The 17398-nt window shown below is 69.7% G+C and carries 12 protein-coding genes; 5 read left to right on the top strand and 7 right to left on the bottom strand.

The genetic code is table 11. The features are described 5' to 3' along the window. Nucleotides 1-22 precede the first annotated feature (22 nt). Nucleotides 23-583 carry a TMEM175 family protein gene (locus ABIB38_RS04215; RefSeq protein WP_429202013.1) on the top strand — a complete coding sequence of 187 codons (561 nt, stop codon included), beginning with the start codon at nucleotides 23-25 and terminating at the stop codon, nucleotides 581-583. Between the two features lie 213 nt (nucleotides 584-796). Continuing rightward, nucleotides 797-1411, top strand: a complete 615-nt coding sequence (locus ABIB38_RS04210; RefSeq protein WP_429202011.1) for a DedA family protein — start codon at nucleotides 797-799, stop codon at nucleotides 1409-1411. Nucleotides 1412-1421: 10 nt separating this feature from the next. Here ABIB38_RS04210 and ABIB38_RS04205 read toward each other — a convergent pair whose 3' ends face one another. From ABIB38_RS04205 to ABIB38_RS04190, 4 genes are read right to left on the bottom strand one after another with little or no spacing between them, the layout of a single operon-like run. Beyond that, complete coding sequence (locus ABIB38_RS04205) at nucleotides 1422-2363, bottom strand: diguanylate cyclase (protein WP_429202010.1); 942 nt, start codon at nucleotides 2361-2363, stop codon at nucleotides 1422-1424. Further along, on the bottom strand, nucleotides 2360-5896 hold the full coding sequence (locus ABIB38_RS04200) for a response regulator (RefSeq protein WP_429202008.1): 3537 nt from the start codon (nucleotides 5894-5896) through the stop codon (nucleotides 2360-2362). The genes ABIB38_RS04205 and ABIB38_RS04200 overlap by 4 nt, the downstream gene beginning before the upstream one ends. A 2-nt stretch (nucleotides 5897-5898) precedes the next feature. Continuing rightward, nucleotides 5899-7299 (bottom strand): oxygenase MpaB family protein, encoded by a 1401-nt coding sequence (locus tag ABIB38_RS04195; RefSeq protein ID WP_429202007.1) that lies wholly within the window; start codon nucleotides 7297-7299, stop codon nucleotides 5899-5901. A 56-nt stretch (nucleotides 7300-7355) separates the two neighbouring features. Next, nucleotides 7356-9605 carry a TonB-dependent receptor gene (locus ABIB38_RS04190; protein ID WP_429202006.1) on the bottom strand — a complete coding sequence of 750 codons (2250 nt, stop codon included), beginning with the start codon at nucleotides 9603-9605 and terminating at the stop codon, nucleotides 7356-7358. A gap of 296 nt (nucleotides 9606-9901) precedes the next feature. Between ABIB38_RS04190 and ABIB38_RS04185 the strand changes: the two genes are divergently transcribed. Then, nucleotides 9902-10891 (top strand): IS1595 family transposase, encoded by a 990-nt coding sequence (locus ABIB38_RS04185; RefSeq protein ID WP_429202005.1) that lies wholly within the window; start codon nucleotides 9902-9904, stop codon nucleotides 10889-10891. An 80-nt stretch (nucleotides 10892-10971) separates the two neighbouring features. Here ABIB38_RS04185 and ABIB38_RS04180 read toward each other — a convergent pair whose 3' ends face one another. Both ABIB38_RS04180 and ABIB38_RS04175 read right to left on the bottom strand, forming a co-directional pair. Further along, entirely contained in the window at nucleotides 10972-12585 is a 1614-nt protein-coding gene (locus ABIB38_RS04180; protein ID WP_429202003.1) for a methyl-accepting chemotaxis protein, read from the bottom strand. A 243-nt stretch (nucleotides 12586-12828) separates the two neighbouring features. Beyond that, nucleotides 12829-14427 carry a methyl-accepting chemotaxis protein gene (locus ABIB38_RS04175; RefSeq protein WP_429202001.1) on the bottom strand — a complete coding sequence of 533 codons (1599 nt, stop codon included), beginning with the start codon at nucleotides 14425-14427 and terminating at the stop codon, nucleotides 12829-12831. Nucleotides 14428-14702: 275 nt separating this feature from the next. Between ABIB38_RS04175 and ABIB38_RS04170 the strand changes: the two genes are divergently transcribed. Together ABIB38_RS04170 and ABIB38_RS04165 are read left to right on the top strand one after the other, a co-directional pair. Beyond that, nucleotides 14703-15101, top strand: coding sequence for a hypothetical protein (locus tag ABIB38_RS04170; RefSeq protein WP_429201999.1), 399 nt, complete (start codon nucleotides 14703-14705; stop codon nucleotides 15099-15101). 151 nt (nucleotides 15102-15252) lie between these two features. Beyond that, complete coding sequence (locus tag ABIB38_RS04165) at nucleotides 15253-15894, top strand: TetR/AcrR family transcriptional regulator (RefSeq protein ID WP_429201997.1); 642 nt, start codon at nucleotides 15253-15255, stop codon at nucleotides 15892-15894. A gap of 76 nt (nucleotides 15895-15970) precedes the next feature. On the opposite strand, the gene lpdA is transcribed toward ABIB38_RS04165, so the two are convergent. Continuing rightward, a complete protein-coding gene (gene lpdA, locus ABIB38_RS04160; RefSeq protein ID WP_429201995.1) occupies nucleotides 15971-17398 on the bottom strand; it encodes a dihydrolipoyl dehydrogenase in 1428 nt (475 codons plus the stop codon).

Below are 17398 nucleotides of genomic sequence, written 5' to 3'. Positions count from 1 at the left end.
CATTCAGGCGTAGGACATTCCAATGACCAAGAACCGCCTGGAGGCGTTCAGCGACGGCGTGATTGCCGTCATCCTCACCATCATGGTGCTGGAGCTGACGCCGCCGCACGACGCGGCGTTCGGCGACATGCTGGCGGTCGTCCCGGGCTGGTTGCGCTACGCCCTGAGTTTCGTCTACATCGGCATCTACTGGGTCAACCATCATGCGCTGTTCGAGCGCGTGGAGCGGGTCGACTGGGCCACGCTGTGGGCCAACCTGCACCTGTTGTTCTGGATGTCGCTGATCCCGTTCGTGACCGCCTGGGCCGCCGAACACCCGCTGGCGCCGGCCCCGGTGGCCCTGTACGGCGTGGTGCTGTTCCTGTGCTCGGTGTCCTTCATGCTGCTGGCGTGGCGCCTGGGCGCGCTTGCCGGCCTGGATCACGCCCACACCTGGCAGAACGGCAAGAACCGGCTGTCGCTGGCCATCTACGCACTGGCGGTGGGGGTGTCGCTGTGGCAACCGTTGATGGCGGCGCTGATTCACGTGCTGCTGGCGGCGCTGTGGCTGGCGCCGAACCGGAACGAACGCGGTAAGCCGTGACTGGACGCCACCGCACCTGAACGGCATCCCACGCCCACGGTTTCTGCGACCAGTCGCGTTTCACCCGCACCTTCCACGAGGTGGCCGGCCTGTCGCCCCACGTCTGGCGCTGCCTGCACCGGCCGGGCCGCGCGGCCGATCCGTACGAAAGCGAACAGAAGCGCACCATCGGACGGGATATGGTGGAGGCTGCCTAACCAGTGGGAGCGCCCCGTGTTCGACTTCATCACCGAGTTCATGCAGAGCGGCGGCTACCTGGCCGTGTTCGCCCTGATGGCGTTGGAAAATATTTTCCCGCCGATTCCGTCCGAGCTGATCATGCCGTTCGCCGGCTTCGTCGCCGCGCGCGGCGACCTGCACGTGGTCGGTGTGCTGCTTGCCGGCACCGCCGGTTCGGTGGCCGGGGCCTTGCCCTGGTACTACGCCGGCAAGGTCTATGGCAAAGAACGCCTGGAAAAATTTGCCGACAAGCATGCGCGCTGGATGACCGTCACCCATGGCGACATCGAGCATGCGATGGATTCATTCGAGAAGCATGGACGCAAGGTCGTGCTGTTCGGACGGTTGATTCCGGCGATCCGCACGCTGATCTCGGTCCCGGCCGGCCTCGCCGGCATGCCGATGGGACAGTTTTTGCTGTACTCGACGGTGGGCTCGCTGGTCTGGACCGGCATCCTGACCGGCGCCGGCTACATGCTCGAGAGCCAGTACGAACGGGTGGCGCAATACGTCGATCCGGTCTCGAAGGCGGTGCTGATCGGCCTGCTCGGCTGGTACCTGTACCGGGTGGCGACCTTCAAGAAGCGCGCCAAGGCGCAGGAGTCCTAAAGTACTCACCTCAGGACGGCCGGGACGCCTCGGGGATAGTAGAGCCGGCGCGCCACCAGACCTGGTTGCGTCCGTTCTGCTTGGCGCGGTACAGATGGGCGTCGGCCGCTTCGAACAGCCCGGCTTGCTGCTCGTCGCCGCCAGGATCGAGGGTGGCGCCGCCGATGCTGACCGTTAATAGCGGCGCCACGCTCGACGCCTCGTGCGCGATGCCCAGAGCGGTGACCGCCTCGCGCACCCCTTCGGCTACCCGGCGCGCATCAAACGCGTCGGTGTCGGGCATCAGGAGCAGCAATTCCTCGCCGCCGTAGCGCGCCGCCAGGTCGCCCGGGCGGCGCAAGGCGGCGCCGGTCACCCGCGCCACCGAGCGCAGCGCGCGGTCGCCGGCCGGGTGGCCGTAGCGGTCGTTGAACTGCTTGAAGGCGTCGATGTCGAGCAGTGCCAGCGACAGCGGGCGCCCCGAGCGCCGTGCGCGCTGCCATTCGAGGTCGTACATTTCGTCGAAGCGGCGGCGGTTGGCCAGTTCGGTCAGGCCGTCGATGTTGGCGAGCCGCTCCAGCATCCGGCGCTGGCGCACCACCTGCAGGTGCAGCGCCACGCGCGCCATCACCACGGTGTGGTTGAAGGGCTTGACGATGTAGTCCGAGGCGCCCATCCTGAGGCCGTTTGCCTCGTCCTCGGGGCGGTTCAGGCCCGAGATGAAAATCACCGCGATGTGGGCCGTGCGCGGCGCAGCGCGCAGGCGGCGCAGCACCTCGTAGCCGTCCACGTCGGGCATCATCACGTCGAGCAGGATCAGGTCCGGCAGGTGGCGCGCGGCGCGCTCCAGGGTCTGGGCGCCGTTGCGGGCCAGCAGCACCGTGTATTCGGGCTTGAGCAGTTCGCCCAGCACTTCGCGGTTGATGGCGTCGTCGTCCGCCACCAGGACTTTTTGGGTTTCCACCAGGTTCATCTGTTACCTTCCAGGGCGACGCTGTGACTAACGCCTTGACTGAAGCCGTGATTCAGGCCGTGACTCAGGCCGAGCTGCGCCGCCAGCGCCGACAGCGGCGCCAGCGCGGCGCCGTAGTCCAGGTCGTCGATCGCGCGCCGCAGCAGGGCCAGTTGCGGCGCGCGCTGGCCGCCGGCCAGCAGCGCCTCGAGCTGATCGAGCGCGTCCTCGGCGCAGGCGTCGTCGGTGCGCAGCCAGCCGTCGAGACGGGCCACCACCTCGGCCAGCGCCGGCGCGGCAGCCGGTGGCGGCCGGCCGAAGGCCGCCACCCGGGCCAGGCCGGCCAGCACCGGCTCGGCGGCGGCGATCAGCGCGGGCACCTGGACCCCGATCCGTTCATGCCGTCCGGCGCGCAGGTCCTGGTCCAGGCGGCCGGCGGCGGCCGACAGCGCGAAGGCGCCGACATAGGCCGCGCTCGACTTGAGGTTGTGCGCCAGCGACTGCATGCGCGCATGGTCGCCGCCGCCCAGCGCCTCGCGCAGGATGGCGGGCGCATCGCCGTACTCGCGCACGAAACTGCCGGCGCGCTTCTCGAGCCGGCTGCGCTGGCCGTCGACATGGTCCAGGGCCAGGCCCCAGTCGATGCCGGGCACCGCCGGCAGGGCGCGCGCGATGGCTGCCGCCGATTCCGCCGATCCCGTCGATTGCACCGATTCCGCCGACACCGCCGCTGGTCGTTCGTCCGCTGGCAGGGAGCGGCCGTCAAGGCGGGCCGGGTCGATCCACTTGAGCAGGGTGCAGAACAGCAGGTCGGGGTCGATCGGCTTGGTCACGTGGTCGTTCATGCCGGCCAGCCGGCTCTGCTCGCGGTCGCTGGCCATGGCGTGCGCCGTCATGGCCACGATCGGCAGCGTGCGCAGGCGCGGATCGAGGCGGATCGCGCGCGTGGCGGCGTGGCCGTCCAGCTCCGGCATCTGGATGTCCATCAGCACCAGGTCGTAGTCGCCCGCGCGCGCCATGCGCACCGCTTCCTCGCCGTTGAAGGCGACATCGACCTGCGTGCGCGCGGCCGCCATGAAGTCGAGCGCGACCTCGCGGTTGTTGGCGTTGTCCTCGGCCAGCAGGATGCGCGCGCCGTCCAGGCGCGGCAGGTCGGCCATGATGGCCGGTGGCGTATGCGCGGCGCGCGCGTCGCCGCCGTCCTGCGCCGGCGCGGCGTGCGGATGCAGTACCTGCAGCACGCTGTCGTACAGCAGCGCCGGGCCGACCGGCTTGTCGAGGAAGGCGTCGACCGGCAGTTCCCCGGCGCTCTCCAGCACCGCCTCGCGGCCGACGGCCGACACCATCAGGATCGCCGGCGGCGTGGCGCCGGCGACGTGGGCGGGGATGCGACGGATGGTCTCGACGCCATCCAGGCCGGGCATCAGGTAATCCATCAGCACGATCTGGTAGGGGCGGCCTTCGGCCTGCGCCGCGGCCAGCATGCGCAGGCACTCCTGGCCCGAGGCGGCGCTGTCGGACCGCGCGCCGAAGGTGTCCAGCATGCCGGCCAGCGCGGCGCGCGCGCTGGCGCTGTCGTCGACCACCAGCGCGCGCAGGTCGGTCAGGATCGCCGGGCGCAGCGCGCCGGCGCCAGGCTGGCCGTCGTCGAGCCCGAGCGGGACGGTGAAAGTGAAACAGCTGCCGGCGCCGGGCGTGCTCTGGACCGAGATGCGCCCGCCCATCAGCTCGACCAGCTGGCGCGAGATCGACAGGCCCAGGCCGGTGCCGCCGTATTGCCGGGTGGTGGAGCTGTCGGCCTGGGTGAAGGCGTCGAACAGGCGTTCGAGCTGTCCCGCGTTCATGCCGATGCCGGTATCGCTGACCGAGAACGCCAGCATGATCCGGCCGTCGCCGGCCGCACCCGGTTGGGCTTCGACCGCGACCACGATCTCGCCGCGCTCGGTGAACTTGACCGCGTTGCCGGTCAGGTTGATCAGCACCTGGCCCAGGCGCAGCGGATCGCCCACCAGCCGTTGCGGCACGCCGGGCCCGACCCGGAACACCAGCTCGATGCCCTTGGCCTCGGTTTTCATCCCGACCAGGTTCGACAGCTGCTCGAGCATCTCGTCGAGCGCGAACGGCGCCGCCTCCAGCGACATCTTGCCGGCCACGATCTTCGAGTGGTCGAGGATGTCGTTGATGATGCCCAGCAGGTGTTCGCCGGCGCCCAGGATCCCGGAGACGTAGTTGCGCAGCCGGGGATTCGGATCGGCGGTCAAGGCCAGCCGGCTCATGCCGATGATGGCGTTCATCGGGGTGCGGATCTCATGGCTCATATTGGCCAGAAACTCGGACTTCATGCGCGCCTCGGATTCGGCGCGCTGCATCGCCGCGCGCAGCGTCTTGGCGCGCAGGCTCAGGATGTGCATGAAGACCAGCATGTCGAAGGTGATCCCCAGCTGCAGCGAGTGGTTGGTCCAGAAATTGACCGGCACCTCGCCGGCGGCAAGCAGGCCCTGGGTGATCGTGCCGCCGTAGCTGGCCACCCAGCTGATCAGGAAGTAGGTGCCGATCGCGTCGCGCTCGCGCATGCGCCGGAATGCCGCCGGCACCCCGAGCAACATCGGCACCGCGCCCACGGTGGAAGTGATGGCGATCATCGGCAGGTGCGTGATCAGGTCGAAGGCCCAGGCCACACCGGTCAGCGCGCAGATCGCCGCGCCGCTGCGCATGACGATCCGGAACCTGCGGTCGCGCCCGGGCCGCGCCATGATCTGCTCGACGAACAGGTAGGCGCCGACCGAGCCGACCATCGACGAGAGCCCCATCATGTGCTCGCTGAGCCACAGGTGGTCGCGCCACAGGAACTGCTCGGCCGTGCCGTGCCAGATCGTGAGGTAGACGGTCAGGCCGCCGATGAACAGCGCATACTTGAAGAACAGCGCATCGCGCAGCGCGACCCACTGTCCCAGGCTGTAGAGCACCAGGCAGGCGGCGATGCCGAACAGCAGCCCTTGCAGCATCTGTTCCCCGAGCGCGGCGCGATGGAAGGCGTCCTGCTGGAAGAAGGTCACCGGCAGCAGCTTCGGACCGCGCGACTGGACCCGCACCAGCAAGGTGTAGTCGCGGCCCGGGGTGAGTTCGAGCGCGACCGCCGGCACCCGGCCCTTGAGTGCGCCCTTCATGTCCTGGCGCCGGCCGGTGGCGGCCAGCTTGCGCAGCGCGCCGCCCTCGACCAGGTAGACGTCGAGGTATTCCAGCAGGGCGACGTCGAACTGCACCACCCAGTGCGCAGGGGCGTCGGGCGCGACCCGGAACGGGATCCGGATCCAGCTCGGCGCCGGGTTCAGGCCCAGGGTGCCATACGCCTTGTCGGGCGCCGTGAAGCGATCCTGCGCGGCCAGGGCGCCGGCCACGTCCAGGCTCTTGCCGGGGTCGCGCAGCAGGCGCGCCGCTGGCCAGCCTTCGACCGCCGGGGTGTCGGCGGCCAGGACCGCCGGGGCGGCGCCCGCCGCGCGCGCGGACAGCAACAGGCAGAGCGCCAGGCCGAGCAGGATGGACAGGGCGCGCATGGTCAAGCCGCCCGTTTGTCCGCATCCACGTCGGCGCTGCCGCTGGCAGCGGCCGCTTCGCCATGCCCGGCCAGCCTGGCTTCGAGGCGGCCCAGCCAGCGCGGCGCGCGCGGGTCGTGGCGCCACTGGCCGAGCGCGTCGCGCACCTGGCCCAGCAGCGCGTCGGGCAGGCGCAGGGGACGGGTCTGGTCCATCAGGAAGCGCGTGACCAGCCGGTAGCCGAAGGCGCGCGTGAGCATGCGGCTGATCGAGAAGCCCGGCACAGCCAGGCGCACGACGGCGTCGGTGGCGCGCACCAGGGCCAGGCCGCCCGCGAACACGAGCCGCGACGACAGCGGCTGGCGCCGGTTCAGCCCGAGGTCGGCGCTGGCGTCGCGCCCGCACAGGTAGCGCGTGAGCAGGGTCGGGAAGGGCTTGAACAGGCGCAGCGCAATCTCGCCCTCCATCGCGCCCATCAGGGCCGCCGCCAGTGCCGGGCGCGGATCGGGAGCGCGCACCAATTCTCGGCCGCGCGCCTGGATGTCGTGGAACGCCTGCTGCGCCTGCGCCATGGTGTCGGGCATCAGGGAGCGTTCGATGCCGAGCAGGTGCCCCAGCACGTTCCAGGCATGCAGGTAGTCTTCCTCGTCCCGGCGCGCGAGGCCCAGGCCGAGCTTGCGCAGGCTGCGCAGGAACACGTAGTGGAAGGTCAGCAGGGTATAGGCCAGCTCTTCCTGGTTGCACGGCAGGCCGCTTTGCGCGGTGTTCCAGCCATGGGCATACAGCGTGTGGTAGATACCGCCGCCGGCGGGCAGCAGCGGCCGCACGGGACCGGCGCCCAGCGAGTCGTCGGGCGAGCCGCGCAGGATCAGGTGGCGGATGGTGGCGTGGATCAGCCTGACCTTCAACGCCTGCGCCACGCCGGCGCCCTGGCTGGCGGTCATTCCCCCGGCGAGCATGACCGGGAAGATCATGGCGGCGGTGGAGCGCACCCGGTAGTCGGTGTGCGCCTCGAGCTGGCCGGCCGCGTGCAGCACGGCGGAAAGATCCGGCAGCACGTAGCATTCGGGCAGGCTGGCGCAGAACAGCAGGGTGCACGACAGCATGCTCATGTCCATGAACAGGCCTTCCGCGCGCGCGATGCGCTCCGGGTCGGCCCACCCGGGCAGGGCGCGGCAGGCGGCCAGGTAGTCGTTCAGCGCCGCGGCGGCGCGCGGATCGAGGCCCGGCCCCGGCTGCCAGTGCGCCAGGGCGCCGTTGCTGTCCCAGCGCGCCAGCTCGCGATTGACCGCGGCGATGCGTTCGGCCAGCTGCTGCGGACCGTCGGCGCCGGCCAGCATGGCGGCGACGGCGAGATCGGCAGGCGGATCGGCGCGCATGGACGGGGCCGGCGTGAACGGCGGATGGGGTGCGTCGCGGTGCATACGGTCTCCTGGTACGGCGGTGGGAAGCGTCGGGAATCGTCGAAAAGCGGCTCGGGTCAGAAGCGCAGAGCCAGGCGCAGGTCGGCGCTGCGCGGCGCGCTCGGCGTGGCCATGCCGAAGCTGTCGATCAGCGTCGGCCGCACCGCGTTCTCGAGATTGCGCACCCGCGCCAGGAGGCTCCAGCTGGCGTGCGCCGGCTGGTAGCGCAGGGTGGCGTCGGTCGTGGTATGCGCCGGGATCCGGTATTCCAGAGCGTTGCTCGGGATCGTGATCGCGTAATCGGCGCTGCGGCGCGAGAACACGCCGGCGTGCAGCTGTCCGTCCAGCGCATGGAAGCGGTGCTCGTAGCCCAGGGTGTAGACATGGCCCGGCGCCCGGTCCAGCTTGCGGCCGGCCCAGGACACGCCGACGTTCGGCCGGTAGACCGCGTAATGGGCGTCGAGGAAGGTGGCGCCGTAGCGCAGGCGGCCGTTGGCGCCGACCCGCAGCTCGCCGTCGAGCTCCAGGCCGCGCGAGCGGGCCTGGCCGGCATTGCCGGTCAGCAGGCGTGGCGCGCCCGAGACGATCGCATTGCTGCTCAGCTGCAGATTGGCGTAGTCGTAGTAGAAGGCGGCGGCATTGAAGCTGACCCGCCCGTCGAGCAGGCGCGACTTGAGACCGGCCTCCCAGGCGCGCAATTCCTCGGGCTGGTAATACAGGTAGTCCGGCGCGACCGCGGCCGCCGCCGGGCAGGTGACGCCGCCGATGTCGGCGCCGGCCACGCAGCCGTCGTTGAAGCCGCCGGCCTTGTAGCCGGTGGCCAGGCTGGCGTACAGCAGCGTACCCGGCGCCAGGTCGACGTCAAGGCCCAGGCGCCAGGTGGTGCGCGTGGTGGACAGCGCGGCGGCGTTCGGCAGGCGGCGGTCGGTGGCCGGATTGAACGCCGGTCCCTGCTGGAAATCGGTCGAGCCGACGCGGTCCTTGTCGTCGGCAGTGCGCCGCGCGCCGGCCGTCAGGCGCAGCGCGTCCAGCACGCGCCAGGTCAGCTGGCCAAAGACCGCGCGGCTGTGCGCCCGGGTGTGCAGCGGGAAGGCGTAGTACGGGGGCAGGCCGACGCGCCGCAGGCCCTGGAAGGCGTACGAGGTGTGCGAGTCTTCGCTGAAATAGTAGAGGCCGGCCTGCCCATCGAGCCGACCGCCGCCATGGGTGGCGATGCGCAGCTCGTGCGAATCCTGCGCGTTGTGGCCATCGTAGTCGTTGATCACGCCGAGGGCGAGCGTCGGGGCCACGCGGTAATGATAGTTCTGGCGGATTGCCTGGTCCAGCTTGCGGTGCGCGCCCAGGTAATGCACGGTCGCCGGACCCAGGTTCCAGCTCAGGTCGGCCGACAGGCCGCGCACGCGGCGGTCGTGCCAGCCCTGCGCCGGGGTCATGTTCGGCGGTCGGAAGCCGTTCGTCAGGCGCGCGTCGGTGGTGCTGTCGCGCCACACCGGCCGGCCGCTCGCCACGCCGTCGAAGAAGTTGGTGTCCGGCACGATGCGGTCGTTATTGCCCCCGGTCTCGCCGTAGTCGTAGCGCATCACCAGGGTGGCGTCGCGGTCGAACCTGATCCTGGCGCTCAGGCGCGCATCGCGTTCGTCGCGGTCCATGCCGGGACGGTGCGGCGTGCCCTGGCCGTTCTTCAGGAACGGGTCCTGGCGCAGCTGGCTGAGCGCGGCGCGCAGCGCCAGCGCGTCGTTGACGGGGACGTTGACGACGCCGTCGACCTTGCGCCGGCCGTAGGTGCCGGCCTCGAGGCCGAGCGCGCCTTCCAGGCGGTCGGTCGGGGCGTTCGAGATCACATTGACCAGGCCGGCGGTGGTGTTGCGTCCGTACAGCGTGCCCTGCGGGCCGCGCAGCACTTCGATGCGGTCGACGTCGAGCAGGTTGGCGCTCTGGCCGGCGGGGCGGGCGATGTAGACGCCGTCGAGCATGAAGGCGGCCGACGGATCGCCCTTGTCGGTGGTGTCGTTGTTGCCGATGCCGCGGATCGTCACGCGCAGGCCCGAAAAGGCCTGGTCGATGTGCACGTTCGGCAGGCGCGGGCCGAGGTCGGCCGGGCTGATGGCGCCGAGGTCGCGCAGCTGCTCGCCGCTGACGACGCTGACCGCGACCGGGGTGCGCGAGGCCAGCGATGCGGTGCGCTGGGCGGTGACCACGACTTCCGGCACGGCCGCGCCATCGTCCTGGCCAGGGGGAATCTGCTGGGCGTGGGCGACGCCGCCCACGAGTCCCGACACCGCCGCGACCAGCAGCTGCCGGGCTCGCCGGGCCTGAATTGCTTTCATGTAAATAAATCCCCGTCTGGACCGATACTTGCCCGCACTGGGCAAGATCACCTCGATTGTTCTGCTCGGGCAAATAAAATTGCGCCGTATTATGCGAGTCTGCGAGTCTAACAGCTCGTGACTACAGGCAATAGTCTATGGGGAAGTTATTGAACAAAATACGACGGAATGCAACGCCAGGCAATCTGGATCGTGGTTGAAACATTAAGGCGCTGTCACCGCTAGCTGTGGATGAGCACTGAACTGCTGAGCTGACCCGCGGTCCAATCCCGGTCGTCATCGATCGGGAGCGTACGATGAAAGCGCCACAGTTCGCGCAACTGTTCGCCCAGCTGCCAGAGCTAAACCAGCCTCAGCGCCAGAAGGTGCTCGCCGCCCTGCATCCGGCAGCCGGACTGGACCGGGTGATCGCCCTCATCGGCGAGATCCGGTCAACCGGGAGGCGCTGTCCGCACTGCGCCTGCCAGCGCTGCCACCGGCATGGCCAGGCCAACGGCCTGCAACGCTACCGCTGCTGCGCATGCGGCCGGACTTTCAACGACCTGACCGGCACGCCGCTGGCGCGGCTCAGGCTCAAGGGCAAGTGGCTCGCCTATCTGGAAACGGTGTTTGACTCCCGCTCGGTCCGCTCTGCGGCCAAGCGTGTCGGCGTGCACCGCAATACGGCCTTTCGCTGGCGTCATCGCTTTCTCGACCGGGTCAAGGACGACCGCCCGGCGCGTCTTTCAGGCATCGTCGAGGCCGACGAAATGTTCCTGCTCGAATCGCAAAAGGGATCACGCAAGCTCGATCGCCAGCCGCGCCAGCGCGGCGGCAAGGCCGCCCTGCGCGGAATCTCGCACCACCTCGACTGCATCCTGGTGGCGCGCGACCGCAGCGGCCAGACCATCGACGCCGTGACCGGACGCGGCGCGTTAAAATTGGCCCGGCTGGTCAGGCACCTGTTGCCGAAACTCGATCCCCAGGCGCTGCTGGTGACGGACGCCAACGCCGCCTATGCCCCCTTCGCCCGCGCCCACGGCGTCGCGCATCAAGCGGTCAATGTCAGTGCCGGCGAACGGGTGCGCAAGGGCGCCGAGGGCGCCATCCATGTTCAACATGTCAACGCCTATCACCGGCGCTTCAAGGAATGGCTGTCGCGCTTTCATGGCGTGGCGTCGCGCTGGCTGCCCAACTACCTGGGCTGGCATTGGGCGCTCGATGGCGGGCGAGTACCATCTATCGAGCAATTGCTGCGCATTGCATTCGGGGTCATCAACAGCTTATGGGTACAGCGCCAACATTAACGCGGTGCGCGGCGCGGTCTTGCGCAGGGTTCATCGCGCGGTCGGTCGCGGCAGCGCCGCCGACCGACCGCTGGCCCGGGTCAGGCCGCCAGGGCAGGGCGCATGGCCGGCGCCGCGCGACGGCCTGGCGCGGCGCTGGCCGCGCCGTGTTCGAGGCGGAAGGTGCCGACCACGGCCGACAGCTGTCCGGCCTGCTCGCGCATCGCATCGGCCGCCGCCGCGGCCTGTTCGACCAGGGCCGCGTTCTGCTGGGTCACGCGGTCCATCTCGACGATGGCGGTGTTGACCTGCTCGATGCCGGCGCTCTGTTCTTCACTGGCAGTGGCGATCTCGCCCATGATCGCGGTGACCTGCGCGATGCCCTGCACGATCTGCTCCATGGTCGCGCCGGCGCGGGCGACCTGCTGCGTGCCCTGCTGCACCTGGTTCACCGAGTCGTCGATCAGGCCCTTGATCTCCTTGGCCGCGGCGGCCGAGCGGTGGGCCAGGGTGCGCACCTCGCTGGCGACGACCGCGAAGCCGCGGCCTTGCTCGCCGGCGCGCGCCGCTTCCACCGCCGCGTTCAGGGCCAGGATATTGGTCTGGAAGGCGATGCCGTCGATGACGCCGATGATGTCGACGATGCGCTGCGATGCGGCGTCGATGCGGCCCATGGTACCGACCACCTCGTTCACCATGCGGCCGCCTTCGCCGGCCACGCCGGCGGCGCTGGCGGCCAGGCCGTTGGCGCGGCGCGCGTGCTCGGTGTTCTGGCGCACGGTGGTCGTGAGTTCTTCCATCGAGGCGGCGGTTTCTTCCAGCGAGCTGGCCTGCTGCTCGGTGCGGCTCGACAGGTCCTGGTTGCCGCTGGCGATCTCGCCGGACGCCTGCGCGATTGTTGCGGTGCCGTCGCGCACCTGGCCGACGATGGCCGCCAGATTGACGTTCATGCGCGACAGCGCCGCCATCAACTGGCCGACTTCGTCGCCGCGCTCGAGCACCTCGCGCTCGAAGCGGCTGGTCAGGTCGCCGCCGGCCACGCGTTCGGCGACTTCGACCGCCTGGCGCAGCGGCGCCGTGATCGAGCGGCTGATGAACCAGGCGCAGGCGGCGCCCAGCAGCAGGGCCGCGCCGCCCAGCGTGAACAGGATCACACGGGTGCTGGCGTAGGACGCCAGGATCGACCGGGCCACGCCATCGGTGGAGGCGATCTGCAGGGTGGCAAGCTTGTCGACGGCTGCCAGGTAGGACACGGTGCGCGGCGTCAGCTGCTCGCGGTAGATCTGGTCGAGCTGGGACTGGTCGCCTTCGCGCTTGGCCTGGAACAGGGCGTCGCGCGCGGCCATGTAGCCCAGCCGTTCTACCGTCACCAGCTTGAACTGCTCACGCACGTCGGGGTTGCGCAGCGACGCTTCGATTTCCTTCTGCAGCGCATTGGAGCGGGTGGTGATCGCCTGGCGGCGCGGGCCGATCACGTCGAGGATGCCGGCGTCGGCGCCGTAATAGACGGTTTCGTTGATGGAGCTGTTGATCTCGATGTTGCGGCGCCATTCGGCGACGCTGCGCTGGTTCTGCATGCTGCTGTTGACCATACGGTCGGTCAGGTCCGCCGCGGACTGCATGCGGGTCAGGGCCGTGGCGCTCATGGCGAGCAAGAGGATGAGAACGGTAGCGAAGCCAATGCCCAGGCGGGCGCCGATATTCAGTTTTTTCACGAGGGTGGTTTCCAGGCTGCTGTAATCTGCAGGAGGACCGCGGACGGCCGGACCGGACTGGCGCCGCGCAGGCTCCTGTGAGGAACGCCGCGGGCACCGCCGGATCGAGGCCCGAGTATAACTGGCAAATTCAGTAACTGGATTTCCAAGCGGCAAATTTTCAATATGTGGAGAATCCCATGTTGCAATTTAACGCGCCGGCCCGGCCGGCCGTGCGTCCCGACCGGCCAGCCTGCACCCTGCTCAAGCCGGCAGGGCGGCGCGCACCTGCTGCTGGCGCGGCGCGGTTCTGGCAGGTTCGCCCTGTCCAAGGCGGAAGGTGCCGACCACGGCCGACAGTTGCCCGGCCTGCTCGCGCATCGCATCGGCCGCCGCCGCGGCCTGTTCGACCAGGGCCGCGTTCTGCTGGGTCACGCGGTCCATCTCGACGATGGCCGTGTTGACCTGCTCGATGCCGGCGCTCTGCTCTTCGCTGGCGGCGGCGATCTCGCCCATGATCGCGGTGACCTGGGCGATGCCCTGCACGATCTGTTCCATGGTGGCGCCGGCGCGGGCGACCTGCTGCGTGCCCTGCTGCACCTGGTTCACCGAGTCGTCGATCAGGCCCTTGATTTCCTTGGCCGCGGCGGCCGAGCGGTGGGCCAGGGTGCGCACCTCGCCGGCGACGACCGCGAAGCCGCGGCCCTGCTCGCCGGCGCGCGCTGCTTCCACCGCCGCGTTCAGGGCCAGGATATTGGTCTGGAAGGCGATGCCGTCGATGACGCCGATGATGTCGACGATGCGCTGCGATGCGGCGTCGATGCGGCCCATGGTGCCGACCACCTCGTTCACCATGCGCCCGCCTTCGCCGGCCACGCCGGCAGCGCCGGCGGCCAGGCCGTTGGCGCGGCGCGCGTGCTCGGTGTTCTGGCGCACGGTGGTCGTGAGTTCTTCCATCGAGGCGGCGGTTTCTTCCAGCGAGCCGGCCTGCTGCTCGGTGCGGCGCGACAGGTCCTGGTTGCCGCTGGCGATCTCGCCCGAGGCCTGCGCGATTGCCGCGCTGCCGTCGCGCACCTGGCCGACGATCGCGGCCAGGTTGACGTTCATGCGACCCAGCGCTTCCATCAGCTGGGCCACCTCGTCGCGGCCGTGCGCCTCGACCCGGCTGCCAAGGTCGCCGTCGGCGACGCGCTCGGCCACCTCGACCGCCTGGCGCAGCGGCGCGGTGATCGAACGGGTGATGAACCAGGCGAAGGCGGCGCCAAGCGCGACCGCAGCCACGGCCAGCACCAGCAGGATGATGCGGGTCTCGGCATACGAAGTCAGGATGGTGGTGCCGACGCCGGCGGTGGCGGTGCTCTGGCGCGCGGCGAATTCCGTCAGCGCGTCCTCGAAGGCGCGGGCGCGTGGCACGAAGTCACGGTGATAGGCCTGCTCCAGGCGGACCGGGTCGCCCGCCAGCTTGGCCTCGAGCACGGCTTCGCGCGCGCCGTCATAGCCGGCGCGCAGTTCCTTGGCGCGGTCCAGGAAGACGCGCACCTTCTTGTTGAGCAGGTTGGCGTCGACGTCGGCCTGCAGGGCCTCGGCCTGGCGGATGGTCGCGCGCAGGCGCGGCGTGAGCTGCGCCACCACGCCGGCGTCGCCCCCATGGTAGACGGCGTCGATCATGGTGTCGCTCACCTCGATCGCCTTGCGCCATTCGGCCACCGTCAGCTGGTTCTTGGTGCTGGTATTGACGAGACGGTAAGTCAGGTCGCCCGCCGTCTGCATGCGGGTGAGGGCGGTGGCGGCCATGGCCAGCAGCAGGGCAAGGACGACGGCAAAGGCGAGCCCGAGTCGGGCGCCGATCTTCAGGTTTTTCACTGGATATTCTCTCTTGGTTGGCGGCGCGACCGCCGGCGTGCGTGCGCAAGGCAAGACGACAGCGGGGCCGGTACATAACAAGCATCAATCGAGATGCGATAACCGATAGTGTATCGCAATAATGAAATGGTGTTGCCTTGCAGCAAAATTCCCGAGCCGATCGGCCTGGATGCCATGCGCGCCCAGTCCTACAGCAGGCGAGGACGCCCGCCTATTGTCTTCAGGCGTGCAGCGGCTAGGATGGGCAACATGTTATTGAACATCGGGAGAATGCCATGGCGACGCAAGACGAAGGCAAGGACGTGAAGGGACGCAGCTGGGACCAGGTCACCGGGGGCACCACCAGCGCGGCAACCATGGGCGCCGGGGCGACCGGGGAAGTCGGCGCCAGCGCCGAGCGCAACGATCCGGCCCGGCGCCAGGGTGATGGTGCGATGCAGCAAGGCGGGCAAGGCAGTCAGGCCGGTCGCACCGACGACCTGCTGGCCGGCGGTTCGAACGACGAGCAGTCCGACGAGGGATTCCGGAGTGGCGCCAACCGCCAGTCGGGCATTGCTGGAAATTATCGGACTGAACGTCAAATTGAACATCGGACCGAGCGTCGGGCTGGGGCAGGCGCGGCCGATGCCGCCGACGACGAGTACGACCAGGGGACGGCGCGGCGCCAGCCTTAGCCGCCTGCACCCAGAAGGCGGTGGGCGCATAGCGCCGGTTTCAGCTGGCACTGCATGGCGCAGGAGCACCACAGCCGGTCCCGACCCGCCTGCGCGCACGCACACGCCGCAATTTTGATGACCGGCGGCAAGTTTGTGTCAGAATGTGGCGATGAATGACAAGTTTTCCAAACCGCCCGCGCTGACGCGCTCCTACCGCGGCCAATCGCAGGAGCAGCGTCGCGCCGAGCGCCGCCACCGCCTGATCGCGGGCGCCATCGCCGTCTACGGCGAGCGCGGCTATCACCAGGCCACGGTGAAGGCGGTGTGCGAAGCGGCCGGCCTGACCGAACGGTACTTCTACGAGTCGTTCGCCAACAGCGAAGCGCTGCTGATCGATTCTTACCATGCCGTCACGAATGCGGTACTGGCCGAGATCATGGCTGCGGGCGAAGCCGCCGGGCGCGGCCAGGCGGCGCGCGCGCGTGCGATGCTGCACGCGTATTTCACAGCCCTGCAGCGCGCGCCACAGTCGGCGCGCGTGTTCCTGGTCGAGATCCGGGGCGTGAGCCGCGCCGTGGACCAGGCGTTCGACGCTTCGTTGCGCGCCATCGGCCGCCAGGTCGCGCACGCGCTGGCCGCCGGGGCGGACGATGAGCTGCTGCAGGCGGGGGTGATCGGCGGTGTGATTCACATTGCCCTGCGCTGGATCGAAGACGGCTACCAGCCGCCGATCGAGCAGGCGGTCGAGGCGGCGCTGCGCCTGGGCGCGGCGCTGGTCGCGCCGCCGCGCACGTCCGCCCCACCGGGGTAGGCGGGTACGCCGGTCCGGCACAGGTGGGAAAGCCGCCCGGCATGGGCGGGAAAGCCACCCCCGGGGTGGCGCAGGTTCAGACGTGCAGGGCGTGGCCGAGCGCGCGCAGCGCGGCTTCCTGCACCGCCTCGCCCAGGGTCGGATGGGCGTGGATCGTGCGGGCGACGTCTTCCAGCTGGGCGCCCAGCTCGATCGACTGGGTAAAGCCCGCGGCCAGTTCCGACACCCCGACGCCGACCGCCTGCCAGCCGAGGATCAGGTGGTTGTCCTTGCGCGCGACCACGCGCACGAAACCATCCGTGCCCTCGATCGTCATTGCGCGGCCGTTGGCGCTGAACGGGAAGCTGGCCTGGATGGCGTCGATGCCGGCGGCCTGCGCCTCGGAGGGCGACATCCCCGCCACGACGATCTCGGGATCGGTGTAGCACACTGCGGGAATCGCCGAGGGCTGGAACCAGCGGCGCTTGCCGGCGATGATCTCGGCCACCATCTCGCCCTGGGCCATGGCGCGGTGGGCCAGCATCGGCTCGCCCGTGAGGTCGCCGATTGCCCACACATTGCGCATCGAGGTGCGGCACTGCTCGTCGACCTTGATCGCGCGGCCCGCCATGTCGAGCATCAGGTTCTCCAGGCCCCAGCCGGTGGTCGCGGGCCTGCGGCCGACCGCCACCAGCACCTTGTCGGCTTCCAGGTAGGCCTCGACGCCGGATGCGTCGCGCACTTTCACGCGCGCCGCGTCCACGCCGCTTTCCACTCCGTCTTCCATGCCCAGTACCTGCGTCGCCAGGCGCAGCTCGACGCCAAGCCGTTCGAGCGACCTGGCCACCGGTTTCACCAGGTCGGCGTCGTAGGCCGGCAGGATGCGGTCAGCCGCTTCGACCACCGTCACCTGACTGCCCAGCTTGCGGTAAGCCGTGCCCAGCTCCAGGCCGATGTAGCCGGCGCCGACCACCACCAGGCGGCGCGGCACGCTGTCTTGCGCCAGCGCCTCGGTCGACGAGATCACCGGGCCGCCATCGTGGCTGAACGGCATGAACGGCAGCTCGACGGGCTGCGAACCGCTGGCCAGCAGCAGGTGTTCGCAGCGGATGCGCAGCGTTTCCTGGCCATCGGCCTCGACTTCGACGGTCTTGCCGTCCAGGATCCGCGCCCAGCCGCGCACCACGCGCACGCCCTGTTTCTTGAGCAGGGAGCCGACGCCGCCGGTGAGGCGCTTGACGATGCCGTCCTTCCACGCCACGGTGCGCGCCAGGTCGATCCGCAGCGACTCGACGCTGATGCCGAGCGGCGACTCCTGGGCCGCATAGGTGGCGCCCTTGTGATACTCGTCGGCCGCGTGGATCAGCGCCTTCGACGGAATGCAGCCGATGTTCAGGCAGGTGCCGCCGGGGGTCGCGCCCTCGACCACGATGGCCGGGATCCCCAGCTGCCCGGCGCGGATGCCGGCCACGTAGCCGCCGGGGCCGCCGCCGATGATGAGCAAGGTGGTGTTGATCGTCTCCAT

Origin of the sequence: Massilia sp. UYP11 (assembly GCF_050434805.1) — a bacterium.
Classification (GTDB): domain Bacteria; phylum Pseudomonadota; class Gammaproteobacteria; order Burkholderiales; family Burkholderiaceae_D; genus Telluria.
Note: the sequence above shows the minus strand (reverse complement) of the source record. Positions and strands in the feature narration are given on the sequence as shown.

Bases quoted from the DNA above. Each gene is read 5' to 3' on its own strand.
- ABIB38_RS04215 (WP_429202013.1), top strand. From the start codon at position 23: ATGACCAAGAACCGCCTGGAGGCGTTCAGCGACGGCGTGATTGCCGTC.
- ABIB38_RS04205 (WP_429202010.1), bottom strand. From the start codon at position 2,363: ATGAACCTGGTGGAAACCCAAAAAGTCCTGGTGGCGGACGACGACGCC.
- ABIB38_RS04200 (WP_429202008.1), bottom strand. From the start codon at position 5,896: ATGCGCGCCCTGTCCATCCTGCTCGGCCTGGCGCTCTGCCTGTTGCTG.
- ABIB38_RS04195 (WP_429202007.1), bottom strand. From the start codon at position 7,299: ATGCACCGCGACGCACCCCATCCGCCGTTCACGCCGGCCCCGTCCATG.
- ABIB38_RS04190 (WP_429202006.1), bottom strand. From the start codon at position 9,605: ATGAAAGCAATTCAGGCCCGGCGAGCCCGGCAGCTGCTGGTCGCGGCG.
- ABIB38_RS04185 (WP_429202005.1), top strand. From the start codon at position 9,902: ATGAAAGCGCCACAGTTCGCGCAACTGTTCGCCCAGCTGCCAGAGCTA.
- ABIB38_RS04170 (WP_429201999.1), top strand. From the start codon at position 14,703: ATGGCGACGCAAGACGAAGGCAAGGACGTGAAGGGACGCAGCTGGGAC.
- ABIB38_RS04165 (WP_429201997.1), top strand. From the start codon at position 15,253: ATGAATGACAAGTTTTCCAAACCGCCCGCGCTGACGCGCTCCTACCGC.
- lpdA (WP_429201995.1), bottom strand. From the start codon at position 17,398: ATGGAGACGATCAACACCACCTTGCTCATCATCGGCGGCGGCCCCGGC.